The sequence below is a fragment of the Lactiplantibacillus xiangfangensis genome (assembly GCF_001438845.1).
GTDB classification, from domain to species: Bacteria; Bacillota; Bacilli; order Lactobacillales; family Lactobacillaceae; genus Lactiplantibacillus; species Lactiplantibacillus xiangfangensis.
The window spans coordinates 91,032-113,879 of record NZ_JQCL01000029.1; the positions used below are offsets into that span (position 1 = coordinate 91,032).

The following is a 22,848-nucleotide window of genomic DNA, read 5'->3' on the forward strand; positions in this document are numbered from 1 at the left end:
TCCTTTTAATTCATTTGTTTTTTCCGTCGGTTACCAATGGCTTTGTAGTAGATTGACTTAAGCTTGTCGACCATCGGTAAACTCCAAATCTTAACTGATCCATCGAAATCTTCTGGCTTCAACTTATTAACTTTATAGTTGATGTAATTCTTGTAAGCATCTAATAAGCAAACCCGCGTCAACTTATCAAACTGCTTTAATTGATCGTACGACGCCGCAATTTCGGCAAGGTTTTGATTACGAAGCGCTTTCACTTCTTTGAACTTTGCAAAGATGGTCACGCCCTTCATCATCTGTGCTTCCGCAATTGTGCCGTCATCTTTAACAGCAACTAGAATCAACGTCCCTGCACGCAACTTTTTAGGATTTTTCCCAATGGCAACGGGGGCTAAGACCCGTAACTGATGGAACGTTTTTGAAAAATTCTTGATTTGTTTTAAACCCAAGACCCCTTGGAATAGGAAGGCGCCTACTAAAATAATTCCGAAGTAAATTAACATTAAATCGCCTCCATTAACTGAATCAAGCCACGATTGTCATCATAATTCTTTAAATTATTGAATATATTGCTATTAGCAGCAATGCTTCTAATTAAGTCATACACTTGCGATAAGATGCGGCTGAGTTCGGCATCTAACTTATTGGGAATTGCGACTAGAAAGACCACGTTGACCTTTTGATTATCAAAGACAACCGGTTTTTCGAACAATCCCACGGTGACCAAGATGCGGTTCAACCCGGATTTATCAATCACGTGGGGTAACGCGACCCCATCACCGAAAATACTGCTGGAAAGCTCTTCCCGTTTCGCCCAATCGGTAAGGAACTCGTGGGTTAACTGACCACAATCAATTTCTTGATTGATCAGCTGCTTGACCCCGGCAGTATACGTCGACTTACCAGTAAAATGCGTCACATCGAACTTACATAATCCCCGCTTAACCGCTTCATCAACTAACGAAATCTGCAATCGCTCTCGTAAGGTGCCTTGATTGAACACGGAATTTAAGCGGATGATCGGCGCATGTTGAATTAGGACATTGCCGGTTAAAAAACTATTGGAAAAAATTAGTAAATACTTTTCAGGACTTTTTTCTAGATCACTTTCAGAATTAAAAATGTCAATCTGTAAATCATCGTTTAGCAGCTCTTTCAGTTGTTCGGTGATAAATTTCTTCATACTATTACTAATTGGTTTAACTAATGCCACCCGGTGGATCACTGGTGCTGACATGTATTCTTCTAATTCCATTTGGAAATAGACGGTCAAGTAGCCCACTTCTTGGGTCCTAATTTTGACGTTCAGCTTTTGCGCAATCGATGAAAGGCTCAACTGCGCCAGTTCAGTTGAAACGGGATACTTGTTAAGCATGTCCACTGAAATGAAGCCTTCAGTTTTAACACCGAAGATGGCACGATTAATCAAGAATAACAGGTGATAACGTAATTCCATCAACAACCGTTTGAAGTCTAAATTAACATCAAACTTTTGCTTAATAATTGGAAAGACAACTTGCATCAGGTGGTCAACATCCGTTAAAGCTAACTTAACCAGCTCATCGTCATCGGCGTTGAGCTTCTTGATGTTAAACGGGTACGAAATGAAATCCCATTCTCCTGGACTGAGTGAACTACTGATCATTTCCGTAATCAACTCACGTAAAGATGCCGTCGCGTCATCCGAAAGTAACTGATGGTAATGCGGGACCCGCGCGTCAATTTGAATTTCATATTTGCGTAACCACTTAATGACGGCGATATTGCGTTTAATTGCCATGACCGTATCAGTGTTGAAGTCCAGTTGCTGGATCAAATTGGTTAATTTCACATCCGTTGGACTATCCCAAGTTGCTTCCAATTCATAATACTTGCCAACCAAGTTCCGCGTAATAACGGCGTATTTGTAGTCTGAATCGGCTTTCAAATGCATCCCGCGGTTGGTTTTAGTTTCAATCTTGACATCGTAGAACGCCAGGGCCGTTTTTAAAGCCCGTAAATCTTTGTTAATAGTTCCGCGACTGACGACTAAAGCATCTGCCAAGTCATCCACGATCACGTACCCATTAATGTTTTTCAACAGTTCCTTTAAGATGGTTGCCTGACGTTTGGCGGGATCGTTAAAGTCGAGATCCTGCTTTAAAAAATTCGTTTGTAATTTAGCAATGGCGGAATAATCTTTAATTACTAAATAGAATTTTGATTGATTAATATTAATTTTGGCAACGCCATCTAAATAATCATTAATTTCCCGAATGTTTTTGGTAATGGTCACTCTTGAAATTGAAAAATGGGTCTGAAGTTCTCGTAACGTTAGCGCATCATTATTAATAAAAAAGTTCAACATTTCAAAATTCTGTCTATCCATTATTCCACCTATCCCCTTTTAAACGCTGGGGCTAGCCGCGACTCTTACCACCTGCGATGTTGATCGTGACACCAGTAATGTAACTTGCGCGGTCTGATAGTAAGTAGTTCACTGCATCAGCTACTTCAGAAAGCTTACCGCTACGACCCAATGGTGTTGTCGTCGTGCTCTTGTAGCCAGCCCGAATATCTTCAACTGTCTTATGACGTGTGTAAGCCAATGATTGTTCATATGACAAAGTCCGTAAACCAGTTGCTTCCATGATGCCAGGTGCAACCCCAACAACGCGGATGTTATGTTCCCCGAGTTCTTTAGCCCATGAACGAGTGAATCCGTTGATGGCACCCTTAGTTGCTGAGTAAACGCTTTGGCCTTGTGACCCTTCCAAACCAGCTTCGGAAGACATGTTAACGATGACCCCACGCTTTTGCTTTTCAAATTGATGCGTTACTGCTTGAGACATTAGGAAGACACTCTTAACGTTGACAGCGAACATCTTTTCAAAGTTACCTTCAGTAAATTCATACTGCCCATGAGGATCATCAGCATCGGCTAATAACCGTGGTAAGTTGATACCAGCGTTGTTAACTAATCCATCAATGTGGCCTTGTTCTTCGACAACTTGGTCAACTAAAGCATCAACGGCTTTTTGATCAGTAACGTCGGTTTCAACGAAGTGCAAATTAGCGTTCTTTAATTCGCCTTCCTTTAAATCAGCATTGTAAACAACCGCACCATTGTTTAATAATTCAGTGACAATGGCATTCCCAATACCTGAAGATCCACCAGTGACAACGTATACTCGTTTTGAAATATTAATCCATGACTCACTCATTAAAAATCGCTCCTTATTTGTTCATTTCCTTTTCTTCATAAACAAATATACATGAAAGCGCGTTCATGGTTAATTCACATATTTTTCAACAACTTTTTAAATTGGTATACTAATTATCAATCGATACGCTTTATTAATACGGCCAGGGCCCCTGTTCCTGCTATGTATCGGTACGTTCATACGATTCATAAGAATTATTTTAATTCCAGAAAATCATTCTATTTTTTCGCAACAAAAAAAAGTTCCTAGATATCTATTATCCAGGAACTTTACAATATTAAGCAAACGACTTAGCTATGAAAATTTGATTTCAGTCCCAAATACATCCGTTTTACCAGCGGCTAACGTGTTAACTGCCTTCTTATCTTGGAGCTGTTCGGGGTCGCCGTAAACGTCTGGGAGTCCATTGAATGGTTCAACACAGACGAAATCAGCATTCTTCTTTTCAGGTGACCAGATGGCAAAGTATGGGAAATCGTTAAGGTTCAACTCAACCGCGTGCTTAGCTTCGGCGCTGACCAATTGAACATGTTTCAGACCCTTCGCGGAAAAGACAATCAAGCCGGCATCCAACTTGTCATGATTCAAGGCGTATTCACCATTAGTCAACTTGACCATGTGCGTTTTACCACTCAATAGTGGCGCAGGGTCAACTTCCTGATTTTCCAATTCAGTTACGGCTGGATCAAACTTCAACCGGTAGTTAGCAAAGTCGCCGGTCGTATTGAATCCAGGATGAAGGCCTAATGAGTAGTACATCGTCTTCTGGTCTAGGTTTTCAACGTTAAATTCAACCTTAAGCGCGCTATCGTCTAATTGATAACTAATCGTGACTTGGTAATCAAACGGGAATTTGGCCTTAGTATCAGCATTGGCAGCACTCTTCAGGACAACTGCATCCTGACTTTGGCTAACAATCTCAAAAGTTTGGTCGCGTAAGAAGCCGTGTTGGGTTAACCCATACTTGTTGCCATCAAAATAATAAGTGTTTTGATTAATTTGACCAATGATAGGGAATAAAACGGGCGCGTGGCGACCCCAGTACTTTCCAGTGGTATCGTTCCAAATATAATCAAATCCATCATCAGTCCGAGTCACACTTTGAATTTCAGCTCCTAGTAAACTGATCACAGCACTAATTTTTTTATTTTTTAATTCGACAGTTGCCATTATTAAAACCCCTCCAACTTTATGACCGCTGTAAAAAAGCGGTTTCAATTCTACAACCTCAGTATGGACCTGTTTATTTCAGTTTCAAGGGGTTTTCATTAATTTTTTTGTATTAGGAATACTGACAAGACGCTAATCACCAGCGATTTTCACGATACCAATTTTACGATTTCTTTCACGATTATTGCATCGACAGTCATACATTGGCATATACCAATGTTGTAAATTTTCTCGTTTAATTATATTATCCTATAACTTATTTTTTCGAGTTCATGTCCCCACCTATCTACTCATAACAGCAATTATTTAGGCCTAAATATCTTCACCAACAATAGCTAAAGGACACACCAATCTTAAACCTTGGTATGTCCTTCATAAATTAACCGTTATAGACTTTTTCCGCCAATAATAAGGCACCAACAATTCCAGCTTGGTCACCTAACTCAGCGTGGACAATGTATTGTTCTAGCGGAGGAACGTCAACATAATTTTTAAGTTGATGCTCAAAACTCTTCCGAATTAGTGGAAACAATTGCGCTTGATTAGAAACGCCACCGCCCAGAACGATTTTCTCCGGCGCGTATAATAACGTATAGGTCATACAAGCCTGAGCTAAGTAATAGGCTTCCTGCTGCCACAGATCATCATCGCTAGCAATTTTCTTAGCTTTGACACCTGCCCGTGCTTCAATCGCAGGTCCCGCTGCTAAGCCTTCCAAACAGTCACCGTGGACCGCACAGCTTCCTTTATAATTATCTTCATAATATCGGCGAACCGGAATATGACCAGTTTCTGGATGACTACGTGCTTGATAAAACTGATTATTATTGATCATACCACCGCCAATTCCGGTACCAACAGTACTGTAGAACAGGTGCTGACTACTTTTTCCAGCCCCCAAACAATATTCACCCCAGGCGGCCACGTTAACATCCGTTGTCCAATACATCGGCACATTCAGCGCCTGCTTAAGAACGTTCAAAAAGTTAAAGTTTCGCCATCCCACTTTGGGTGTTTCGGTAATATACCCATAGTTGAGCGACTGAGGATCAATATCAATTGGGCCAAAGCAGCCAATGCCAATCGCACTTACTGGGTTGTCCTGAAAGAATTCAACGACTTTTGGCATCGTTACTGCTGGGGCTTCAGTATCAATGCGGATTTGCTTAATGATCCGTTGGTGTTCATCACTAATCGCAACGACAAACTTAGTTCCGCCTGCTTCAATTCCGCCATATCTCAAAATCTATTCCTCCTTTACCGGCATAACCCAGTCATACTTATTAATAATCTGAGCAACTCCATCTTCATCATTTGTGGGCGCGACTTGCCACGCAACGGACTTCAATTTAGCCAATCCATTTGCCATTGCGACACCATACTTAGCCCGTTGGATCAATTCATAATCATTCTCGTAATCGCCAAATACCAATGCATGGTCGGCTTGCCACTTATACACTTTACCGAGTTGCTGAAAACCACTGTATTTAGAAATTCCACGACGCGTTGCTTCTAAGAATTCACGGTCCGACTGTACAACGTTCAAAGCCATACCTTGCATTGCTGCCTTCATCACCCAAAGTTTCTTTTGATCAACGATGTGCATCCCGACTTTTAAAACCTTTATTGGCCGATCATCCATTAACAGTTGCAATTGCGCAAGCGAGTGGCATCTAATTTCTGTCAGCGTTTCATTATACTTATCCACCCGGTCATCGTTTACTTGCACCGAAAAGTTGATCCATTTAGTGGGCGTTGAAAAGTTAACGTTAATCCCCAATTGCTGGGCCAATCGCGTCACTTCAATCACATCTTGATTATTGATCAATTCCATCGCAAGCACTTTACCGTGTTGATTTGCAACAATCGCACCATTAAAACCAATCTTAAATGTGTCCAGATGCAACACGTCCTGACTAAAAAGCGCTAATGATTCAATTGGACGTCCAGATGCCAATACAACTGCGATACCATTTTGGTTCAAGGACTGAAGCGCACTAACATTGGCTGGCGAGATACGCCCGTTGGAATCTAGCAAAGTCCCATCTAGATCAAAACAAGCAGCAACAATCTTATTTTGCACTTTTACTCATCCTCTTCATCAACAACTGGCACGTATTCGTTCATTAAAATAATTTGTTGTTGGGCCTCCGTAATTAATTTTTGTAATTGCGGGTCATCAAGAATCTGACCAGGTGCGGCTAGTGCGACGCCTAAAATTAGTGGAAGATTCATACCAGTAATAATCTTAACGTTTGCCCACTCACGATATTTATAAAACGCTTGATTAACGCTTCCTGGTAAAAGATCCGTAAAAACAATCACCTGATCAGTATCACGATACTGATTCATTAATTTATCAACCGTTGGGATTAACGGTTCATTATCCGTATAAGCACACAGCACATCGACATCTTGAGCCTGCCCGGATAAGAATTGCAGGGTTTCTTTCATGCCACGTGCTAACCCAACGTGCGAGGCAATTATGATTTGTCTTTTCATGAAATATCCGCTCCTTACTTTGGTACAGTTAAAATGCCAAAGAAGGCACAAACTAGGGACAGCGCAATCACTAAGAAAATACATTTTGTTGGCGTCCATTTTTTGTTATCCAGCAACTTATAAATTGCAAACGTCACAACTAGTGGTAGCAATGCGGGCATAATCTTATCTAACATATCAGCCTGAACATGCGTCACAACTTTCCCAGTCTTCATTTGCAAGCCAGTCTCAAGCTTAATAACCGTTGGAATTAATGACCCAACTACGGTAATCCCTAAAACAGAAGCGGCGTCTGTCAAACGACTTAGTTGATCCCCAAAACGTTCAACAATCGCAATCCCTGAATTGTAACCACCATAGAACAATGGGCGTTTGACCCCGAATAACATAATCATGGCCCAGACAAAACCAATTAATGGAGGTGCGACTAAATTACCAGACAGTGCTAGCGAACCAGTAATTGACCCAATAATCGTGTTCATCATGACGTTAAATACAGAGTCACCAATACCTGCAAAGGGTCCCATTAAGGATGTTTTTAACGACTGAACTGGTTCCAACGCCTTAGTCCCATCTTTTTCTTCCATGGCTAGTGAAGCCCCAATCAGTGATTCAGCCATGATTGGCGTGGTATTGAAGTACTTAAATTGATTCTTTAAAGATGCTTTATATTCCTTGTTATCCTTGTAAATCGTACGTAACGCTGGACTTAACGCGTACACTAAAGATGGCGCTTCCATTGATGCGTAGTTAAATAGGCTATTTGCGACAATGGTATACCGCCAGAAGACTTTTTCCTTATCACGCTTCGTTAATTTGACTGGTTCATTCATCGTAATCATCTCCCTGATTAGAATTATCGGCGGTTGCCGCTGCAGCATTTTGCTTCTTTGAATCAACATAGGTCTTGAAAGCAAAGGCTGCACCTAGAATAGAAATTGCTAAAACTGGTAATTGTAAGTAGGCAGCAGCTAAAAAACCAATCGCCAAGTAGTTAAAGTAACGCTTAATTGGCATGTAGTGTAACAAGATCGCAATCCCGACAACTGGAAGCATTGCCCCCGCAATTGATAAACCACTCATGAACCACTTTGGGAAGAACGCTAAAATCGCTTTAACAACGTCAGTACCCATGAACGCTACAATGCCAGTTGGAATCGCAATTTCCAAGCCATACATAATAGGACCAAGGTATAAGAAACGATTCATCTGCTGGAACTTCTCTTCGTCAGCCAAGTGTTCAGCGTGTGAGGCAACGAAGTTCATCAATGTCTTTACTAAAATATCTAATTGAATGGCTAATAATCCAACTGGAATACCAATGGCAATGGCCGTATTTAATCCAGTTCCAGAACGAATGGCAATGTACGATCCAATCAAACCAGCTAGGCCATAATTTGGTACCGAGGAACCACCAATTGAAACGGCTCCTAACCCCATTAACGTGAAGGTCCCGCTAATCGTAATGGCTTCTGTCCAATTTCCTGTAATCGCACCAACAACTAACGGCGTTAAAACGTTGATAACTTGAAAACCAACGGTATCAATTCCCCAAATAAATGCAAATAATGTTATTAAGCAATTTTGTAGTACAACTGGCATTATGTTTCACCCTTTCTATTTTACCTTGTCGTAATAACGCTCAATCGGTTCTTCTGGATCATTAGGAATATACTGAAGTACGACTGGGACCCCCTTTGATTGGATGGTCTTTAATTTCTGAACGTCGTCTGGTCCCATTGCCACGTAACTTGAAACCTTCGTTTTACCTTCGCCCATAAAGATAATACCGACGTCGACTTTAGGAATCTCAACGCCTGCATCAATCAACTTAATCAGCGTTGCCGGATCTTTAACTAGCACAAACACTCGTTGAGTATCATAGTTACCGTTCTTAAAATTATGAATAGCCTTATCCGTGTCAATAATCGACATCCCGGTCCCCGACGGCTTAGCCATCCGCATCGTCGCCTTAAGACTTTCATCCTTGCTGATCTCATCATCAATAACCATGTAGCGTTTGGGACTTAATTTACCGAACCAGTCCGTAACAACCACCCCATGAATTAATCGTGAATCAACCCTTGCTAATACAACTGGCATAAACAACTACTTCCTTTCCATAACTGTCTGCGTTGAAATGGCTTCTAGACTAAGATCACCATCACCGCCAATAATTTCAATATGGTTCACTTTGCCTGGTTTCATTTGTAACGTAATATTTGTATAACCGTCAAAAGTATGCCGGCTCCCCGTATACGGACAATTGACTAGTGACCAGTCTTGGCCATTTACAACAATTCGAACTTTTGCCAAACTTGCCGCAGTCGCGTAATAGAGACCCAAAGTGACTTTTCCAGTATCAAAGCCATCGACATTGTCAAATCCAACTTGTGCCCCAATCCGTTGAAATCCAACCAAGATTGCTGAAAAGTCAGACCGTGGTTCTTTAACCAAATCAAGTCCAGCGGTTTGATCAGCATTTTGACTTGAAATGACTTGCATTTTACGTGGGGTTTCAAAGCCATCTTGGGCAACTGGTAACCCACCGTTACGCGTTTGGCAAACCATTTTGATTGTTCCATCGTCATTGAACACTAACTCATCACAACAAATAGAACGCAATTCATTAATATGTGACAGCGCATTATTATGATAAAAGGCATACCATTTATTCTTAAATTCAACGACAGATCCGTGGGTCGTTTCACATCCTACAGGTAACATGTAGTAACCCCGATAAGTCCACGGTCCCATCGGCGAATCACTCGTGGCATAGCACATATGGTTCGCCCCACGATGATTATCAGAGTACGTAAAGTAATATTGACCCTGACGTTTAAACACCCAAGCTGCCTCATGAAAATCATCTAAACCATCAACAACTTGCATTGGTGCAGCCAGCGAAGTCATATCATCATTAAGTTGACCTTGATAAGCATGTGCGCCACCACCATAGTAAATGTACGATTTACCATCTTCATCCGTGAACACGGCTGGATCAATGAGGGCGTGTCCGCCTAGTCCTTCGATTGGACCTAAGTCCTTAAACTGACTAGTCGGTGCATCACTAACCGCAACGCCCACTTTCCAAGTGTCATTCCAAGGTTTAGCGCTCGGGTGTGGGTAATAAAAGTAATAGTGGCCGTTATGATAAGCCGCATCTGGCGCCCACATGAACCCATCAATTCCCCAGTCAAGCTGTTGAGAATTTAAGATTTCACCTTCGTCTACCCAGTTCACTAAATCACTCGTTGAAAAAACATGATAATGATCCATGTAATCCATGTTCAACGGTGCCTGCGATTGGTCTACATCCCTTGAAGCATACACGTACAAGCGACCATCTTTCCAAACGTGAGCCGCTGGATCAGCAGCAAATAAGGACGTTATAAAAGGATTGCGTGTGTAATGCCTTTTTTGTCGCGCCAATGCAACGGTTACTAATTCTGTCATTTTTTCGATTGCTCCTTCCAAAGCGTCGTATGAATTTCATATGGTTGTAAGGTTAGTCGTTCTGGCTCTTTTGACTTTGCATTTTCGAGTAAGTCACTCGCAAACGCTTGATAATTAGCTAAATCATTGTTCATTTGAACGGCCTTATCAGTCAAATTATATGAGCGAGTAACAACACCTTCACCATCTTCTTGAACTTTTACTGCGGTTGTTTTGACTGCACCCGTGGCTACCTTCATCCAAGTTGCATTCATTTCTAGCTTACCATTCTGCCATTCAGGGAACACCGTTGAAAATGGCACCTGACTAGCAAAAGCGTGGTGGAAGGTTTCCAGTCGGCCCTGTTCGGTAGCACCGTGAAATTCCAATCCAATTTTAGTTGTTTGCGGGCCTTGGCATTGCGCACCAGGAGTTGGGAAGTATCCCCAGTCCCCCATCTCACCGATACACCGCAAAACGGTCATGGCAATTTGGCCACCATCACGAGCCACTTCATACTCATTCAAGCCATAGTTTGAAACTGTTAATCCACGCGTCTTATCATGAACGTTAACAAATGCGTGGGTATGTTGCGGATTTTCAGGATTTTTCCACTTAGCGCTTACCTGATTTGGCCGCTTTACAACTTCAAAAATACTGTCAGCATAATGATTCTTTACATTTAGGTCCGTTGGGAATAGGACGCGTAAACGGTGATCCTTGACCTGATTATCGTAATTCAGGTTGATCTGTAATCTTGGGCTGTCTTTTAACAAAACCAGCTCAATCTTCAAATCCAACGATTGTGTCTGCTTAACTCGCTTGGCAGTTCGTTTTCGATAGTCAATGTGAGCCTGCTGTTCATAAGCCAGTTGTTCATTCATTGATTCTGGCAATTCGAGATGAATCGTCAAAGCTAGCGATTGCTGATAATCGTTGTTTACTAGCGAAGTAACGTCATTCTTGAAATTGCTCGAAACATAGACGGGGTCATCGGATGCCCTATAAACGTATTCATTTCCAACATCCCCAGTATCTTCAAATTGCATTAAATGATGGTACGTATGCCCACTAATTTTATCTAAGACAGTTAACCGGCCATCCTGCTCAACCGTAACCTTTAGATAATCATTCTCGATTTCGCGTTCATTCTTTTTCGTTAAATGCGCATCGCTAGTCTTAGCTTGTGGAACAAGTCGTAGCGTCATCCATGACAGCGGTTTCATTTTTGCTAAATAAACACGTATTCTTGCAACCCGTTTGATAATTGCTTGTCGGAATTGGTCCTTTGGTAACCGAAATCCAAATTTAACATTCACGTCAAGTACAGTACTTGGAACGATTTTTCCGTCTGCATCCTTGACCTGATAATGGATCACTGGTTTTTGCTTCAATTCATCAAAAATCGCCTTGGGATCATCTTTATTTGGATTAAAAACAACCTGTTCCAGTGGCACTTCGACAACGGTCGTATCCGTTTTTTCAGAAGTTGCCGTATTGAACACAACAAATGGGTGAGCACCTTGTTCATGAGCCATTTCGTTAGTATTGATATTCTGACTTAGTTCATCCAGTGATTCTTTTGCGACGTATTTAGCGACCTGTTCTGATTTCATGTAACGCGTCTGCATTTCTTGACTGACCTCATCCACTGAACAGGCACAAATGCTGTCATGAGGATGGTTTTGAAGTAATGTTTTCCAAGCGTACGTCAATTGATCATGTGGGTACGGTTTTCCAAGTTGAACATTTGCCAGCGTCGCTAACGGTTCCGCAACCTTTTCAAGTTCTACCGAAACTTCAGTATTTCGTTGCTTGATTGGCACTCTGTTAGACGCCGTATTGGCTAACGTTGTCCAACCGTTTGTTTCTTGGGAAGTCAATTCCCCAGTAACTTGATCCAAATTTTTTGGTAAATCTTTTCGCAACTGATCCAAGTACATATTGTAGTTAGCGTGAATAAACTCAATATCTGGATACAACTCGTTGGCTACCCGAATCGCTTTCGAAAGATCCATCTGAACGGGTTCATGGTCACTACCATTCAAAAATAGTAAGTCATCAGTTGAGGCATACCGTCCCGTGCTGGCTAATTTCTTATCCCAGAAAGCTTTAGCGGCAACCTTTTCTGTTGGAATTTCCTTACCATTGTCATACCAATTAGCAAAGAGAATCCCTAGTACTTTAGAACCATCCGGACCGACCCAATTCATCTCTGAGAACTTAGATGAAAAGTCATCACTACTACTAGTTGCATTCGCAAATCCAGTGGGCTTTACACCACGTCCAAACATCGCATTATCTAATCCAGCTTGCCGTAATAGTTGTGGTGTTTGACCCATGTTGCCAAATGTATCTGGGAAGTACCCGACCTTTGCCATGTGGTTCGTCCACTTTTGAGCTTCGCGGTGGCCAATCAGCATATCCCGTGCGTTTGACTCATTTGAAATTAAGAAATCATCTTGCAAGATATAAAACGGACCAACTTGTAGTTTTCCTGAACTAGTCAACTGCTTGATGATTGATCTATTTTCCGGTCGTACTTGCAAATAATCATCTAAAACAATTGTTTGACCATCTAAATGAAAGAAATGGTAGTCTGGATCGGTTTTAAAAAGCTTAATTAAGTTATCAATTAATTCAATCAACCGCATATGGTGCTGCTCATAGGGCATGTACCATTCTCGATCCCAATGGCTGTGCGGAACAATATAAACTCTCTTCATGTATTTCAACGCCCCTTATACTTATTATATTTTCTGAACAAACATACAATACCACCATTTATTATTTTTGTCTATACAATAAATACAAACAGTCAAAATCAATACCAAATAGAAATTGAGTTATCCGCTTCCATCTGTTTTGGAGAGAACCAGCCATCCTAATTGATTATTGGCCGTAATATGGTATGATAAATATAACATTTGAAGATTGTCAGGTACTTATTATGGAAAATGACACGAAAAAAACGCTCTATATGCAAATTGCACAACAACTTGAACAACAGATTGCCTCAAATCAATTGCATCCCGGCGATCAAATCCCAACCGAGAACGAATTGGTGAAACAATTTAACGTCAGTAGAATGACCGCCCGCAACGCTCTGGATCTTCTTGTTAGTAAGCACCTCATCGAACGATTTCCTGGGCGCGGGTCCTTTGTCTTAAACACTGAAGATACTTCTAATCCAACTGGCAATGGTTCTAAAACTATTGGTGCAATTTTCCCCAAAATTGCACCGGCTTTTGGGGTAGAACTATTATCTGAACTCAGTAAAACTGCAGATTCAAACAACTTTAGCTTGCTCTATACCGAAACTCAAAATAACTCTTTTGCTGATGAAGCCCGTGCCATTCAACGGATGCGCCAATCAGCGCAAGGTATCATCGTATGGCCAATTCCCGGAAAAGTCATTGGTAATGAAATTCTCAAATTAATTATCGATGATTATCCCGTCGTTTTGCTGGATCGCTATATCAAAGACGTTAATGCGAGTTATATTGTCACTAATAACCAGACGGCTACCACGCAGGCACTTGAATACTTAGTCGGCCTTGGTCATCGTCATATTTGTTTAGTTCCTAAAGAAAACGTGACCGACACTTCTATTCAGGATCGTCTAAATTCGGCTAAACGGTTCTTGGAAACCAACGCCGAAACTGACTGGACAATGTTACTTACAAAGGGAATTGATTACCGCGATTCCGTGACCGTTTCAAAGGAAAAGGAAAAATTCAAAAAGAACATTAAAGAAACCTTGGCGCAGCAACCAGATATTACGGCCTTCTTCGTAACTGAGTACTACCCCGCAACGTTACTTTACGAGTCATTAGTCGAATTAGGGTACCGGGTACCCGAAGATTTCTCCATTGTTTGCTATGACTCACCGACGTTTTACGGTGAAAATGCGATTCACTATACGCACGTTCAACAAAATGAGGCCAACATCGCCAAACATGCATTTTCTATGTTGAATCGTCTGATTACTGGAAAAGATAAAAATGCAGCTATCCAACAATTGGAAGCTGCAGATCTGGTTGTCGGCGAAACGACCGGTCCCGTACGCAAGCAAAAATAATGACCGTCCTGCTTGCCAAATCATAGTTCGAACCGTAAGCTTTTGAAGTCAAAAAATCCAGACTCGAAAAAGCCCTTAAGATTGAATTTAGTACTCAATCTTAAGGGCTTTTTCATCATCAATTCACTTAAATTCTTTTACCCAACTAATTTCTTCACGCTCTCAAAGAGTTGCCGCACATCTTCAGGACGGGTCATCCCGGTGTCCTTATCGATAATTGAGGAGTAGATATGTGGAATAATGTGTTTCACACCAGCATCCAACGCGATTTGAAGGATTTCTTCAAAGTTATCTAAATCGATACCACCAGTGGGTTCCAAGCTAAAGTTGTTTTCAGCACAGGCCTTAGCAACCGCTCTGAATTCGTCTTCGTGGGCCAACCCCTTCATTGGGAAGAACTTGATTGACGTCCCGCCCATATCTTTCAACAACGCGATCGCCGTTTCAATGGAAACTTCACCAGCCGGCGTCTGTGAGCTGAGGGCCCCCGTTGCAATGTTGACCTTCCCGACAGTTCCGGTAGGTGATACCAAACCGTTAACGACCGTATCATCTTGGCCTAACAATGCCCGACTGGTCCCAACACCCGTAAAGACTTGGTTAACGTGTTGTGGTTGAATCACTTTTGAAACCCGACTCACCATTTGGCTTTGCTTAGGGTCGCCCGCGCCAAGGCCTACCGAAACGGCATTATCAATCTGGGACTGATACTTCAGCATATCTTCGATAGCCAGTTGATCATTCGCATAGTTTTTCGTCAAAACGCCCAGAATAATGTGTTCGCTCGCTGCCTCATAACAATCAACTGCATTTTGAACGGAACCCGCTAAAACGTTTAAAGCAACCCGGTCTTTGTAATAGTTTGGTGTTTTTTGCATGGTATAGCTCTCCTTTTAGTTAATCTAAAATTTCGTGTAATCGTTGCGTAATAGCCGTCATTTCAGCCGCATCAACGGCCCGAATATCAAACTCAATAATGCCCACGTTCGCCCGGTATTCACGGGTATAAATCGCGGGATTACCCGCCTTTAATTCGGCCGTGACTTGTTTGGCATTCTTAGGTGAATCCGGTTTAATGACCACGCTTGCCCGGTAGATGTCCCGGCCAGCACCGTCTTGCACCTGTTTTGCGTCAACGTAAGGCACCTGGTTCAACCCCGTCAGAAATGGCGTTAAGCGGGCTTTCATCTGGTCTCCGCTTTCAGGCCCTTCCGCTAAGTAGTCTTCAATCGCCTTGGTGAGTCCGAGAATATTTTCCTTGCCGATCTTCATGGCCCGGCCCAAACCAACGGACTGTAGTCGAACCCATTCAATGTACTGCCGTTTCCCAAAAATTAACGCTGACGCGGGCCCCGCCAAAGCTTTGGCACCGGAGAAAATAATGATATCCACACCCATTTCGATGTATTTTTGCATATCTTCTTCCGCAGCGGCGTCCAAAATCAATGGCAACGCGTGGTGGTGCGCAACTGTCAACGCTTCTTCGACGGTCAACATACTCTTTTGCACGGCGTGGTGACTCTTAACGTATAAAACTCCGACCGTCTTATCGGTAATTACCATATCGAGGTGTTCCGGGCTACACATGTTGGCATAACCGGCTTCCACGACTTGGCCCCCACCGACGTTGATCATGACTTCTTCCGGGGTCCCGTAATCCACGTTTTGGCCCTTAGGAATCACGATTTCCCGTTTGGTATAGCGCGCATCGTAAGGGTGGTAGGCGTGGTACTTGCTCCCCGCACCAATCAACGCCGCCACGGCCTCCGCAATTCCCGCCGAAGCGGAGTTGATCACGATGGCATCTTCCGCCCCTAATAATTGGGCTAAATGGTCACCCGTCTTCTTAACCAGGTCCGCCATTTCAAAGAAGTGTTCATCCCCAAACTTTTGCGCGTCAATCACGGGTTGCGCTAACTTGGAAACACCTAAAATGGTCATCTTACCGCTTGCATTAATCACTTGCTTCAAATGGTACTTGTCATATACCGTCATTCCTTAGCCCCCACTTCATAGACTTGGCCCGCCACGACCGCACAACACGGTTTAATCGTCGTCGTGGTCGTGCGTTGATTACCATTCGAGTCCGTCAACGTTTTGTCCGTCTGAGCAACACTGAAAATAGTCAGATCACCATCCGCACCCACTGCCAATTCGCCCTTATGTGCTAGGTTGAAATTATCAGCCGGCGCCACCGTCACCATCCGAATTACCGTTGGCAAATCGAAGCCTAGCAGCATTAACTTATCAAGGGTGGTGGCCATGTCATAGACGGGCCCGTTTTCCCGGTTACGGTGATAAATATCCGTACTGATCGATTGGGGCACCAGTCCGTTAGCGAACGCCGTGGCCGCCGTTTCAAAATTAAAGCTGTCGGTTCCGTGACCAACGTCGAAAATCACACCGCGGTCATAGGCTTCACGCACAAACGGTTTGACCGTACCATTTTCGTCCAAGATGCCATTCGGTTTGCCATTATATGCGTGGGTCAACACGTCGTCCTTCGTCATCAAGGCTAAAATAGCCTCCAGTTCAGGTGGGTTAGCCCCAACGTGGACCATCACTGGCAAAGTACGCTCAATTTGGCGTTGGTAGTCTTTTGCCTTAATCAACGGCTGAACCCCGTTATCCACGACCACTGAATGACTTTCACGGGCTTTGATTCCAACGATAAAGTCTGGGTACTTGTCTACAGCCTGCTTGAAAGGTTCCCATTGAACGCGACTCATATCACCCAATTCATCTTGAGCCAAGATTCCCGTTTTAGAAATGTTGATCATGGCATACACGTTCGTCCGCTTAGCACGCGTCCGTTCGTAAAAATCACCAATGTTATCGGCACCCGTAGACCCCGCATCAATAACGGTTGTGACCCCACTTTGAACGCCGTCCGCATCCGCATCGTCATAGTACAGCGTCAATTGATCGTAGCAGTGCACGTGATCATCGATCCAGCCCGCTGAAACGTAGGCACCCTTCACGTCCATCACCCGCGTTGCTTCAACGTTGGTCAACTTTTCACCAATAGCGGTAATTTGACCCGCGGTAATTGTCAGTTCCAAGGGGTCGTCATTAACGCTCCGACCATTTTTTACGTATAAATCAACCATCAGTCCTACTCCTTTACAGTTTAACCGGGAAGAAGAATCCTAAAATCATGGCGCCGATAATCGCGCCACCGGCAATCGGCTTTTTCCAAGCATAGAAGATTGCCGCACCAGCCGTCGCACCGATTCCAATTGGAATGGACGCCGTGACCGCACTCAAGATGATCAGTGGGCCTAAGAAGCGCCCCGTATCGTTCCCGGCACCCATCATGACGTCAGCCCCAAAAGTTGCTTTGGATTGACCTAACGTGAAGTGCCGCACGGCGTAGATAATGGCCCCAATAATGAGACCAATCACCAAACCAGTCAGCAACGCTAACGGAAAGTTTTTAACCGGCGCTTCAATGCCCATGCTGAGCAAGATTGCAGGAATCCCGATTCCGACCCCCGTCAAGATTGAGCCACCTAAGTCTAGGATTCCGACTAAGGACCCTTCCAAAATCCGGGCAAATAAGAAACTCGCCCCAAACGCCGCGGCCGCACCGTACGAACCACCGGTCATCCCGGCTTTCAACATGGCAACAATGGCCACTTCGTTGAAGGCCCCAACGCCGTAGTTGTAATACATCGAAGTCCCGGCAAAGACCCCGGCGGACATGATCCCCACGATTAGCGGAAACGACCAGTCTGCGTACCAAAAGCTATGTGCGTGTTCTAAATCCTTAATATCTTGATCCATTTAGTCCGCTCCTCTCTTAACCGCCAATCGCGTTATGCCAGCTTTGAAGCCACTGCGGTGCGCGCATGCCGAATTCTTTTAATAGTTGAATATCGAAACTCCGGAAAAAGGCACTCAAGACGAACAGTAAGATGACCGCCGCAAGCATGATGCGCGTAATCCGGGTCCACCCAATCTCTTCAACACCCTTACCGATTAAAATCCCAAGGACGACCCCGGGAACGGCGTTACCCATAATGAGGGCCGCCATCCCACCAAAGACCGTACCGAACAACCCAGAACGCCGACCCGCATCAATCGCCGCGAGCCAAAAGATAATCGGCATCACCATGTTGATCAGGACCGTTGCCGCTGGGACTAACACTTTGACCGCCGTCACTTGTAACGACGCCGGAATCGAGGACGAGGTAACGTTTAAGAAGGTCACCACAACGACCCCAATTAAGGCACTCATAATCCCCATTTTCTTAGGATTATGCATCGTTTCGGCTAAATTCTTATTCTTAATCAGTAAAATCGCCGCCGACCAGTTAGGAATAACCCGGTGCGTGACATCTTGTGTAAACGCTCCGGCACCAACCGTTGAGGCCCAAGCGTTAAAGAAGAACCCCAGTCCAAATGAAAAGTGTGACGCGGGATCACCTTGAGCCGCATTCATTTCACCCAAGGTCCGAAACGCGCCCAGCGCTTGGACCGTTGGTGCGTTAAACATTCTGGCAGCACCAATCCCGGCTGCAAAGCCGACCAAACCACCAATAATAATTGACTCGATTAAAATAACAACAAAGTGCACATTATTTGCCCCCTTTCAAAACATCTACGGGTTTCCAAGTTGCATTCTTCGCTTTTTCTTCGAAGGGTACCTGCGTTAGATCAATGGCATTGATTGCGACCAACACGTCGATGGTGGCGTGGTAAGTCGTGCGCGTCCGCGGAAAGAAAAACAGCAAGAAGCGTTAACGATAAGTCTCCGACTGTAAGCTAACCGGAGTCACTTGAAGCGGTGTAATTTGGAGCGTAACGGCATCTTCGTTCTCGACGACTTGCTTTTGAATTTGACTCAATGCTTGCGCAAACGCCTTTTGTTTCGTTTCACCCTTACCGGTAACGCGCACCGTCCGTTCGCGCGTCGTGTTGATTGCGGTTGTCATGATTGAGGCCCTCCCTTCTACGACCAGTTGTTACTGGTTATATTTTTTCTCGAACGCTTCCGTAAGTGCCTTGCCTAACTCTGGCTTATCCATAAAACCAAACCCAAGGACCGTTTTGCCTTCTTCAATGGCTGTAATGCCTTCTTGAATCGAGCGCATCCCGTGACGTTCTGGATAGCCGTACTTAGTGCTGGCCGTAATGGCACCCGCACCACCGCTACCGCAGAAAGAAATCCCCATATCGGCTTGTTCCTGGTTCATGACGTCACCTAAACGCATATCAGCGCCCATGCCGGGAACAACAACCGCCGTACCGCCAGCTTCTTCGACACCAGCCGCAACCTTTTGGCCCTTACCCATCCGATCTGCAATCACAACTTTAATCATGTTTGTTACCTCCTATGAGTTTTGTAGCGCAGTTTCAAAGTGAATTGAAACGACGTATTTTTCTGAATCCGACAAATTTCCAAGGTGATTGACGAGTTGCCCCGCAATGTTTAAAGCAACTGGGGAAACGCCCGCAAACATTTCGGGTTCAACAGCGGGAAGCTGTTCTCCCGTAATGGAGCGATCCACCATTTCACTAACGTGGTTAATTAAAATAACTAACTGTAACTCGGTAGGTTCAATCTCGGCTTGACGCATGAGCTTAAAGACATAAGCCAACGCATCCGCCGTTTCGGCTTGATGGTGCGCCTCTCGTAATACTTTTTGGACATCTTCCGTGAGCCATGGTTCATCCATGCCACTCATCCTCCTTTTTGGGACAGTTCATGTACGCGGGTATATTGCAACAACGCGCCAATTTCTGGTGCATTAATACTGAGCTGATTTTCTAAAAAGATCCGCTTGATCGTTTGGACATCTTTGGTTTTTGACGACGTGACCTTTAAGGTTGAATCGTAACTGTGATGATAATAGATCCGGTGAACGGCCATCATGACGTGAATCATAAAGGCTTCTTGATACCCCACTGGAATGCGCTGTCCGAAGTAACGCCTAAGCGCTTGATATATCACCGATCCGTTAAGCATGAGGGTGCGGGTTTCTTCTTCAGCGTCACTCTCCTTGCCCACATTGGGACGAAACGGTGTCAGGCTACTCGTCGTCACCTTTAACACTTTGGCCACCGCCGACCGAATCCGTTCGATATCGTTGTGACTAGGCAACGGGTTAACCTGGACGACTGGAAGCTCTCCCGCAGTAATGGGAAAAATACTAATCACCAAATCTGGGCGAAGGGCCGCAACCTGCTGATCAACCGTCGTGATGGAGGCAAAACCAGCGATTTCAATATTGGAAACGTGCCGCTCAATTTCTCGTTTGATCAAGCCGGTTACGCCAAGCCCCGTCGAGCAAACGTACAGGACCCGCGCATACCTAGTCGTTTGATGGCTTTCGAGGGAAACCATGAAGTGCAGGGTGACAAAGGTCACGAATGAGTCACTCACAACAGCAGGATTGGATGAAATACTATCGCGTAGGACCTCTTGGACCGCTTCAAACAACGGTAAGTTGCGCTTCTTAAGGTCCGCCACAAAGGGGTTGTATTCATTAGTAAATTTGTACTTATTACTTAATTTGGTTAATAGGTGTGAAAATAGATTCACTTTGAGCTGGCCGTCCGTATCAAAGGGGTACTGGAGTTGCTGACTGACTTGCTTGATAATCTGATTTGTTAAGGCGGCGATGTTCTGGTCGTCAAACCGGGGATTCACCCCTCGTAACAAGTAGTCGTACTCGTCTTGTAGAACGGGAAAATCGTAATGGTGCACGACTTTAGTAAAGAGGACGTATGGAAGCTTTTGCTGCTCCGTTTGTGCAACATCTAAGGGGGTGTAGCTGTTGATTGGGTGGTTCATGCTCAGACGAATCGTGCAAATGACCATCCGGACAAGCATGGTCAGAATGTCCTCGAGGTCGAAGTCTGCGTGTGCCGGGGCGTGCTGAACCTCCAGTTCGTTCACAACGACGTTGAAGACGGTTTGAAGCTCTGGTACCGCTGGAAATTGAATCTTCTGGACGTCTTTTAAGGGATCCGTGGAAGTGAGCATCGGCGCCTCAAACGTATGCAAGATTCGGTTTAAGATGGCTTCCAACGCTGAACGAATATTGAGTTCCGTTCCGGCGATGCGGTAGCCATAATAATTTTTACGTTCGAGAATTAACTGAAATTGCTGTAAAAATTGATCCACCCGGTCAAGGTCCGCGACGACCGTGTTTTTGCTGATATCAATTTTATTTTCAATCTGTTGCGTCGTCATAAATCCCGGGTTAATTGCTAATAACAGAACGATTTGGGCCACGCGTTCCTGCGGTGTACAAGGCAAATTCTCAACTTGATTAGTCATTAAGCGCTGCTTAAGCATGGCGCGCGCTGCCGGACTCGCTTCAAGCCAAATGCCAATCCGCGGCTTGGACCGGTAGTAGTCACCGTAGTGTGCAAACCAGTCCTGAATCCCACGGAGGTCATTTTTGACAGTGCGTACACTGACGTTGACGTCGTCGGCCAACATTTGAGTCGTCACGGCCTGTTCCACTGTAATTAGCTTAGTGACAATGGTCATCTGGCGGTTGGACAGTTGCACGATTTCACCCCATCCCTTCAATTATTGCAACCCCTTACATGATTCATGATACTGATTTTATACAGCATAACAATACCAAATCAATGCACGATAATTAGTGCAATTTATAAATCCACTTTTCCAAATTCATTATCATTGTAATTTCAAGCCACCGATTGAACAAACATTGCCACGTATAAATTATTTAATACATGTCGAATAATAATTTTAATTGATATAAAAGAAGGCGCCATTGCGCTCTATCGCTGGAGCGATCCCCCTTAGCACAACATGTAACGTGACGAAACGACTAATTTAGGGATAACGAGTATGACTGTTTCAGTAGGCCTTTTAACTAAAGGAAGAAATTCGGAAATGATTGCTAGTTAATTGATATAGTCACGTTAGACCCGATAAATTTGTTAATCTTCCTGCTTTCTGTCGTACAGGATTTCATCTGCCGTGGCGACCGGTTCAAGTGGCCCTGAACTTCATTTATCATGAACAACCTCCAGCTAGGTTGAGGTTACTATCACACTTAACTAGTTTAGTTTAAGCACTCTTAGCGTAGCCGGCAGAATCAGCGGGCTGTGTCGGCAATGTTAGCTGGCGTTTTTTGCCAGGTGACATTGCGGGGCGACTTGAAAGACTCGTCCTTTGAGGCTTTCAAGCGAGGCAGAAGACCGTCCTTTGTCTGTAGTCGACCCCATGGCCCACTGACTCTGCTGGCGCAGCGCCGAAAAATGCTGAGTTTCTAACGATAAGCAGTACTTTGTAACGCGCTTAGGTTAACAAGCCAGAAATGCTCACTAGCAGAGCACGCAGAAAAAGCGCCGGTAGGGATTCCTCATTAGGAACCCCTACCGGCGCTATGGTCTTGTCATGATTGATTTTGATGTAAAAAAAAAGAACCAGCCTCAGCTGATTCTAACTTTGCATGGCAACGTCCTACCCTC

The 22,848-nt window shown here is 44.1% G+C and carries 21 protein-coding genes and 1 pseudogene; 1 reads left to right on the plus strand and 21 read right to left on the minus strand.

Features of this window, described 5'->3' with window-relative positions:
- Positions 1 to 5: 5 nt before the first annotated feature.
- The 12 genes from IV64_RS02845 to IV64_RS02900 all read right to left on the minus strand — a co-directional run bounded on the left by IV64_RS02845 (position 6) and on the right by IV64_RS02900 (position 13,033).
- Complete coding sequence (locus IV64_RS02845) at positions 6 to 500, minus strand: transcriptional regulator GutM (RefSeq protein WP_057705656.1); 495 nt, start codon at positions 498 to 500, stop codon at positions 6 to 8.
- A complete protein-coding gene (locus IV64_RS02850) occupies positions 500 to 2,365 on the minus strand; it encodes a BglG family transcription antiterminator (RefSeq protein WP_057705657.1) in 1,866 nt (621 codons plus the stop codon). The genes IV64_RS02845 and IV64_RS02850 overlap by 1 nt, the downstream gene beginning before the upstream one ends.
- A 31-nt stretch (positions 2,366 to 2,396) precedes the next feature.
- A complete protein-coding gene (locus IV64_RS02855; protein ID WP_057705658.1) occupies positions 2,397 to 3,200 on the minus strand; it encodes an SDR family oxidoreductase in 804 nt (267 codons plus the stop codon).
- Positions 3,201 to 3,494: 294 nt separating this feature from the next.
- On the minus strand, positions 3,495 to 4,370 hold the full coding sequence (locus tag IV64_RS02860) for an aldose 1-epimerase family protein (protein ID WP_057705659.1): 876 nt from the start codon (positions 4,368 to 4,370) through the stop codon (positions 3,495 to 3,497).
- Between the two features lie 379 nt (positions 4,371 to 4,749).
- Positions 4,750 to 5,613, minus strand: a complete 864-nt coding sequence (locus tag IV64_RS02865; RefSeq protein WP_057705660.1) for an ROK family protein — start codon at positions 5,611 to 5,613, stop codon at positions 4,750 to 4,752.
- 3 nt (positions 5,614 to 5,616) lie between these two features.
- On the minus strand, positions 5,617 to 6,453 hold the full coding sequence (locus tag IV64_RS02870; protein ID WP_057705661.1) for a Cof-type HAD-IIB family hydrolase: 837 nt from the start codon (positions 6,451 to 6,453) through the stop codon (positions 5,617 to 5,619).
- A gap of 2 nt (positions 6,454 to 6,455) precedes the next feature.
- The gene (locus tag IV64_RS02875) at positions 6,456 to 6,872 is read right to left on the minus strand and encodes a PTS sugar transporter subunit IIA (protein ID WP_057705662.1); all 417 of its coding nucleotides are present in this window, start codon (positions 6,870 to 6,872) and stop codon (positions 6,456 to 6,458) included.
- A 14-nt stretch (positions 6,873 to 6,886) separates the two neighbouring features.
- Entirely contained in the window at positions 6,887 to 7,714 is an 828-nt protein-coding gene (locus IV64_RS02880) for a PTS system mannose/fructose/sorbose family transporter subunit IID (protein WP_057705663.1), read from the minus strand.
- Entirely contained in the window at positions 7,698 to 8,474 is a 777-nt protein-coding gene (locus IV64_RS02885; RefSeq protein ID WP_057705664.1) for a PTS mannose/fructose/sorbose/N-acetylgalactosamine transporter subunit IIC, read from the minus strand. Before IV64_RS02885 ends, IV64_RS02880 begins: the two co-directional genes overlap by 17 nt.
- A 15-nt stretch (positions 8,475 to 8,489) precedes the next feature.
- Complete coding sequence (locus IV64_RS02890) at positions 8,490 to 8,975, minus strand: PTS sugar transporter subunit IIB (protein WP_057705665.1); 486 nt, start codon at positions 8,973 to 8,975, stop codon at positions 8,490 to 8,492.
- Positions 8,976 to 8,981: 6 nt separating this feature from the next.
- Positions 8,982 to 10,328, minus strand: a complete 1,347-nt coding sequence (locus IV64_RS02895; protein ID WP_083491549.1) for a family 43 glycosylhydrolase — start codon at positions 10,326 to 10,328, stop codon at positions 8,982 to 8,984.
- Positions 10,325 to 13,033, minus strand: coding sequence for an alpha-mannosidase (locus IV64_RS02900; RefSeq protein WP_057705666.1), 2,709 nt, complete (start codon positions 13,031 to 13,033; stop codon positions 10,325 to 10,327). The genes IV64_RS02895 and IV64_RS02900 overlap by 4 nt, the downstream gene beginning before the upstream one ends.
- Before the next feature lie 224 nt (positions 13,034 to 13,257).
- On the opposite strand from IV64_RS02900, the gene IV64_RS02905 reads away from it, so the two are divergent.
- Complete coding sequence (locus IV64_RS02905; RefSeq protein ID WP_057705667.1) at positions 13,258 to 14,388, plus strand: GntR family transcriptional regulator; 1,131 nt, start codon at positions 13,258 to 13,260, stop codon at positions 14,386 to 14,388.
- A 137-nt stretch (positions 14,389 to 14,525) separates the two neighbouring features.
- Here the strand turns inward: IV64_RS02905 and dagF are convergent, their stop codons facing one another.
- From dagF to IV64_RS02950, 9 genes and pseudogenes are all read right to left on the minus strand, one after another.
- Positions 14,526 to 15,266, minus strand: coding sequence for a 2-dehydro-3-deoxy-phosphogluconate aldolase (dagF, locus tag IV64_RS02910; protein ID WP_057705668.1), 741 nt, complete (start codon positions 15,264 to 15,266; stop codon positions 14,526 to 14,528).
- Between the two features lie 19 nt (positions 15,267 to 15,285).
- Positions 15,286 to 16,383 (minus strand): DgaE family pyridoxal phosphate-dependent ammonia lyase, encoded by a 1,098-nt coding sequence (locus IV64_RS02915; RefSeq protein WP_057705669.1) that lies wholly within the window; start codon positions 16,381 to 16,383, stop codon positions 15,286 to 15,288.
- Positions 16,380 to 17,498, minus strand: coding sequence for an amidohydrolase/deacetylase family metallohydrolase (locus IV64_RS02920; RefSeq protein ID WP_057705670.1), 1,119 nt, complete (start codon positions 17,496 to 17,498; stop codon positions 16,380 to 16,382). The genes IV64_RS02915 and IV64_RS02920 overlap by 4 nt, the downstream gene beginning before the upstream one ends.
- Positions 17,499 to 17,511: 13 nt before the next feature.
- Entirely contained in the window at positions 17,512 to 18,174 is a 663-nt protein-coding gene (locus IV64_RS02925) for a DUF4310 family protein (protein ID WP_057705671.1), read from the minus strand.
- A 16-nt stretch (positions 18,175 to 18,190) separates the two neighbouring features.
- On the minus strand, positions 18,191 to 18,967 hold the full coding sequence (locus IV64_RS02930; protein ID WP_057705672.1) for a DUF4311 domain-containing protein: 777 nt from the start codon (positions 18,965 to 18,967) through the stop codon (positions 18,191 to 18,193).
- 1 nt (position 18,968) lies between these two features.
- A pseudogene (locus IV64_RS14780) lies at positions 18,969 to 19,325 on the minus strand (DUF4312 family protein).
- A gap of 30 nt (positions 19,326 to 19,355) precedes the next feature.
- Positions 19,356 to 19,712 (minus strand): SFCGS family glycine-rich protein, encoded by a 357-nt coding sequence (locus IV64_RS02940; RefSeq protein WP_057705674.1) that lies wholly within the window; start codon positions 19,710 to 19,712, stop codon positions 19,356 to 19,358.
- A 12-nt stretch (positions 19,713 to 19,724) separates the two neighbouring features.
- On the minus strand, positions 19,725 to 20,069 hold the full coding sequence (locus tag IV64_RS02945) for a transcriptional regulator (RefSeq protein WP_057705675.1): 345 nt from the start codon (positions 20,067 to 20,069) through the stop codon (positions 19,725 to 19,727).
- Positions 20,070 to 20,074: 5 nt separating this feature from the next.
- On the minus strand, positions 20,075 to 21,934 hold the full coding sequence (locus IV64_RS02950) for a BglG family transcription antiterminator (RefSeq protein WP_057705676.1): 1,860 nt from the start codon (positions 21,932 to 21,934) through the stop codon (positions 20,075 to 20,077).
- Positions 21,935 to 22,848: the final 914 nt, after the last annotated feature.

What these genes read in the sequence shown, in the direction of transcription:
- IV64_RS02845 (WP_057705656.1), bottom strand. Translation starts at nt 500, where the DNA reads ATGTTAATTTACTTCGGAATTATTTTAGTAGGCGCCTTCCTATTCCAA.
- IV64_RS02850 (WP_057705657.1), bottom strand. Translation starts at nt 2,365, where the DNA reads ATGGATAGACAGAATTTTGAAATGTTGAACTTTTTTATTAATAATGAT.
- IV64_RS02855 (WP_057705658.1), bottom strand. Translation starts at nt 3,200, where the DNA reads ATGAGTGAGTCATGGATTAATATTTCAAAACGAGTATACGTTGTCACT.
- IV64_RS02860 (WP_057705659.1), bottom strand. Translation starts at nt 4,370, where the DNA reads ATGGCAACTGTCGAATTAAAAAATAAAAAAATTAGTGCTGTGATCAGT.
- IV64_RS02875 (WP_057705662.1), bottom strand. Translation starts at nt 6,872, where the DNA reads ATGAAAAGACAAATCATAATTGCCTCGCACGTTGGGTTAGCACGTGGC.
- IV64_RS02880 (WP_057705663.1), bottom strand. Translation starts at nt 7,714, where the DNA reads ATGATTACGATGAATGAACCAGTCAAATTAACGAAGCGTGATAAGGAA.
- IV64_RS02885 (WP_057705664.1), bottom strand. Translation starts at nt 8,474, where the DNA reads ATGCCAGTTGTACTACAAAATTGCTTAATAACATTATTTGCATTTATT.
- IV64_RS02890 (WP_057705665.1), bottom strand. Translation starts at nt 8,975, where the DNA reads ATGCCAGTTGTATTAGCAAGGGTTGATTCACGATTAATTCATGGGGTG.
- IV64_RS02895 (WP_083491549.1), bottom strand. Translation starts at nt 10,328, where the DNA reads ATGACAGAATTAGTAACCGTTGCATTGGCGCGACAAAAAAGGCATTAC.
- IV64_RS02900 (WP_057705666.1), bottom strand. Translation starts at nt 13,033, where the DNA reads ATGAAGAGAGTTTATATTGTTCCGCACAGCCATTGGGATCGAGAATGG.
- IV64_RS02905 (WP_057705667.1), top strand. Translation starts at nt 13,258, where the DNA reads ATGGAAAATGACACGAAAAAAACGCTCTATATGCAAATTGCACAACAA.
- dagF (WP_057705668.1), bottom strand. Translation starts at nt 15,266, where the DNA reads ATGCAAAAAACACCAAACTATTACAAAGACCGGGTTGCTTTAAACGTT.
- IV64_RS02915 (WP_057705669.1), bottom strand. Translation starts at nt 16,383, where the DNA reads ATGACGGTATATGACAAGTACCATTTGAAGCAAGTGATTAATGCAAGC.
- IV64_RS02920 (WP_057705670.1), bottom strand. Translation starts at nt 17,498, where the DNA reads ATGGTTGATTTATACGTAAAAAATGGTCGGAGCGTTAATGACGACCCC.
- IV64_RS02925 (WP_057705671.1), bottom strand. Translation starts at nt 18,174, where the DNA reads ATGGATCAAGATATTAAGGATTTAGAACACGCACATAGCTTTTGGTAC.
- IV64_RS02940 (WP_057705674.1), bottom strand. Translation starts at nt 19,712, where the DNA reads ATGATTAAAGTTGTGATTGCAGATCGGATGGGTAAGGGCCAAAAGGTT.
- IV64_RS02945 (WP_057705675.1), bottom strand. Translation starts at nt 20,069, where the DNA reads ATGGATGAACCATGGCTCACGGAAGATGTCCAAAAAGTATTACGAGAG.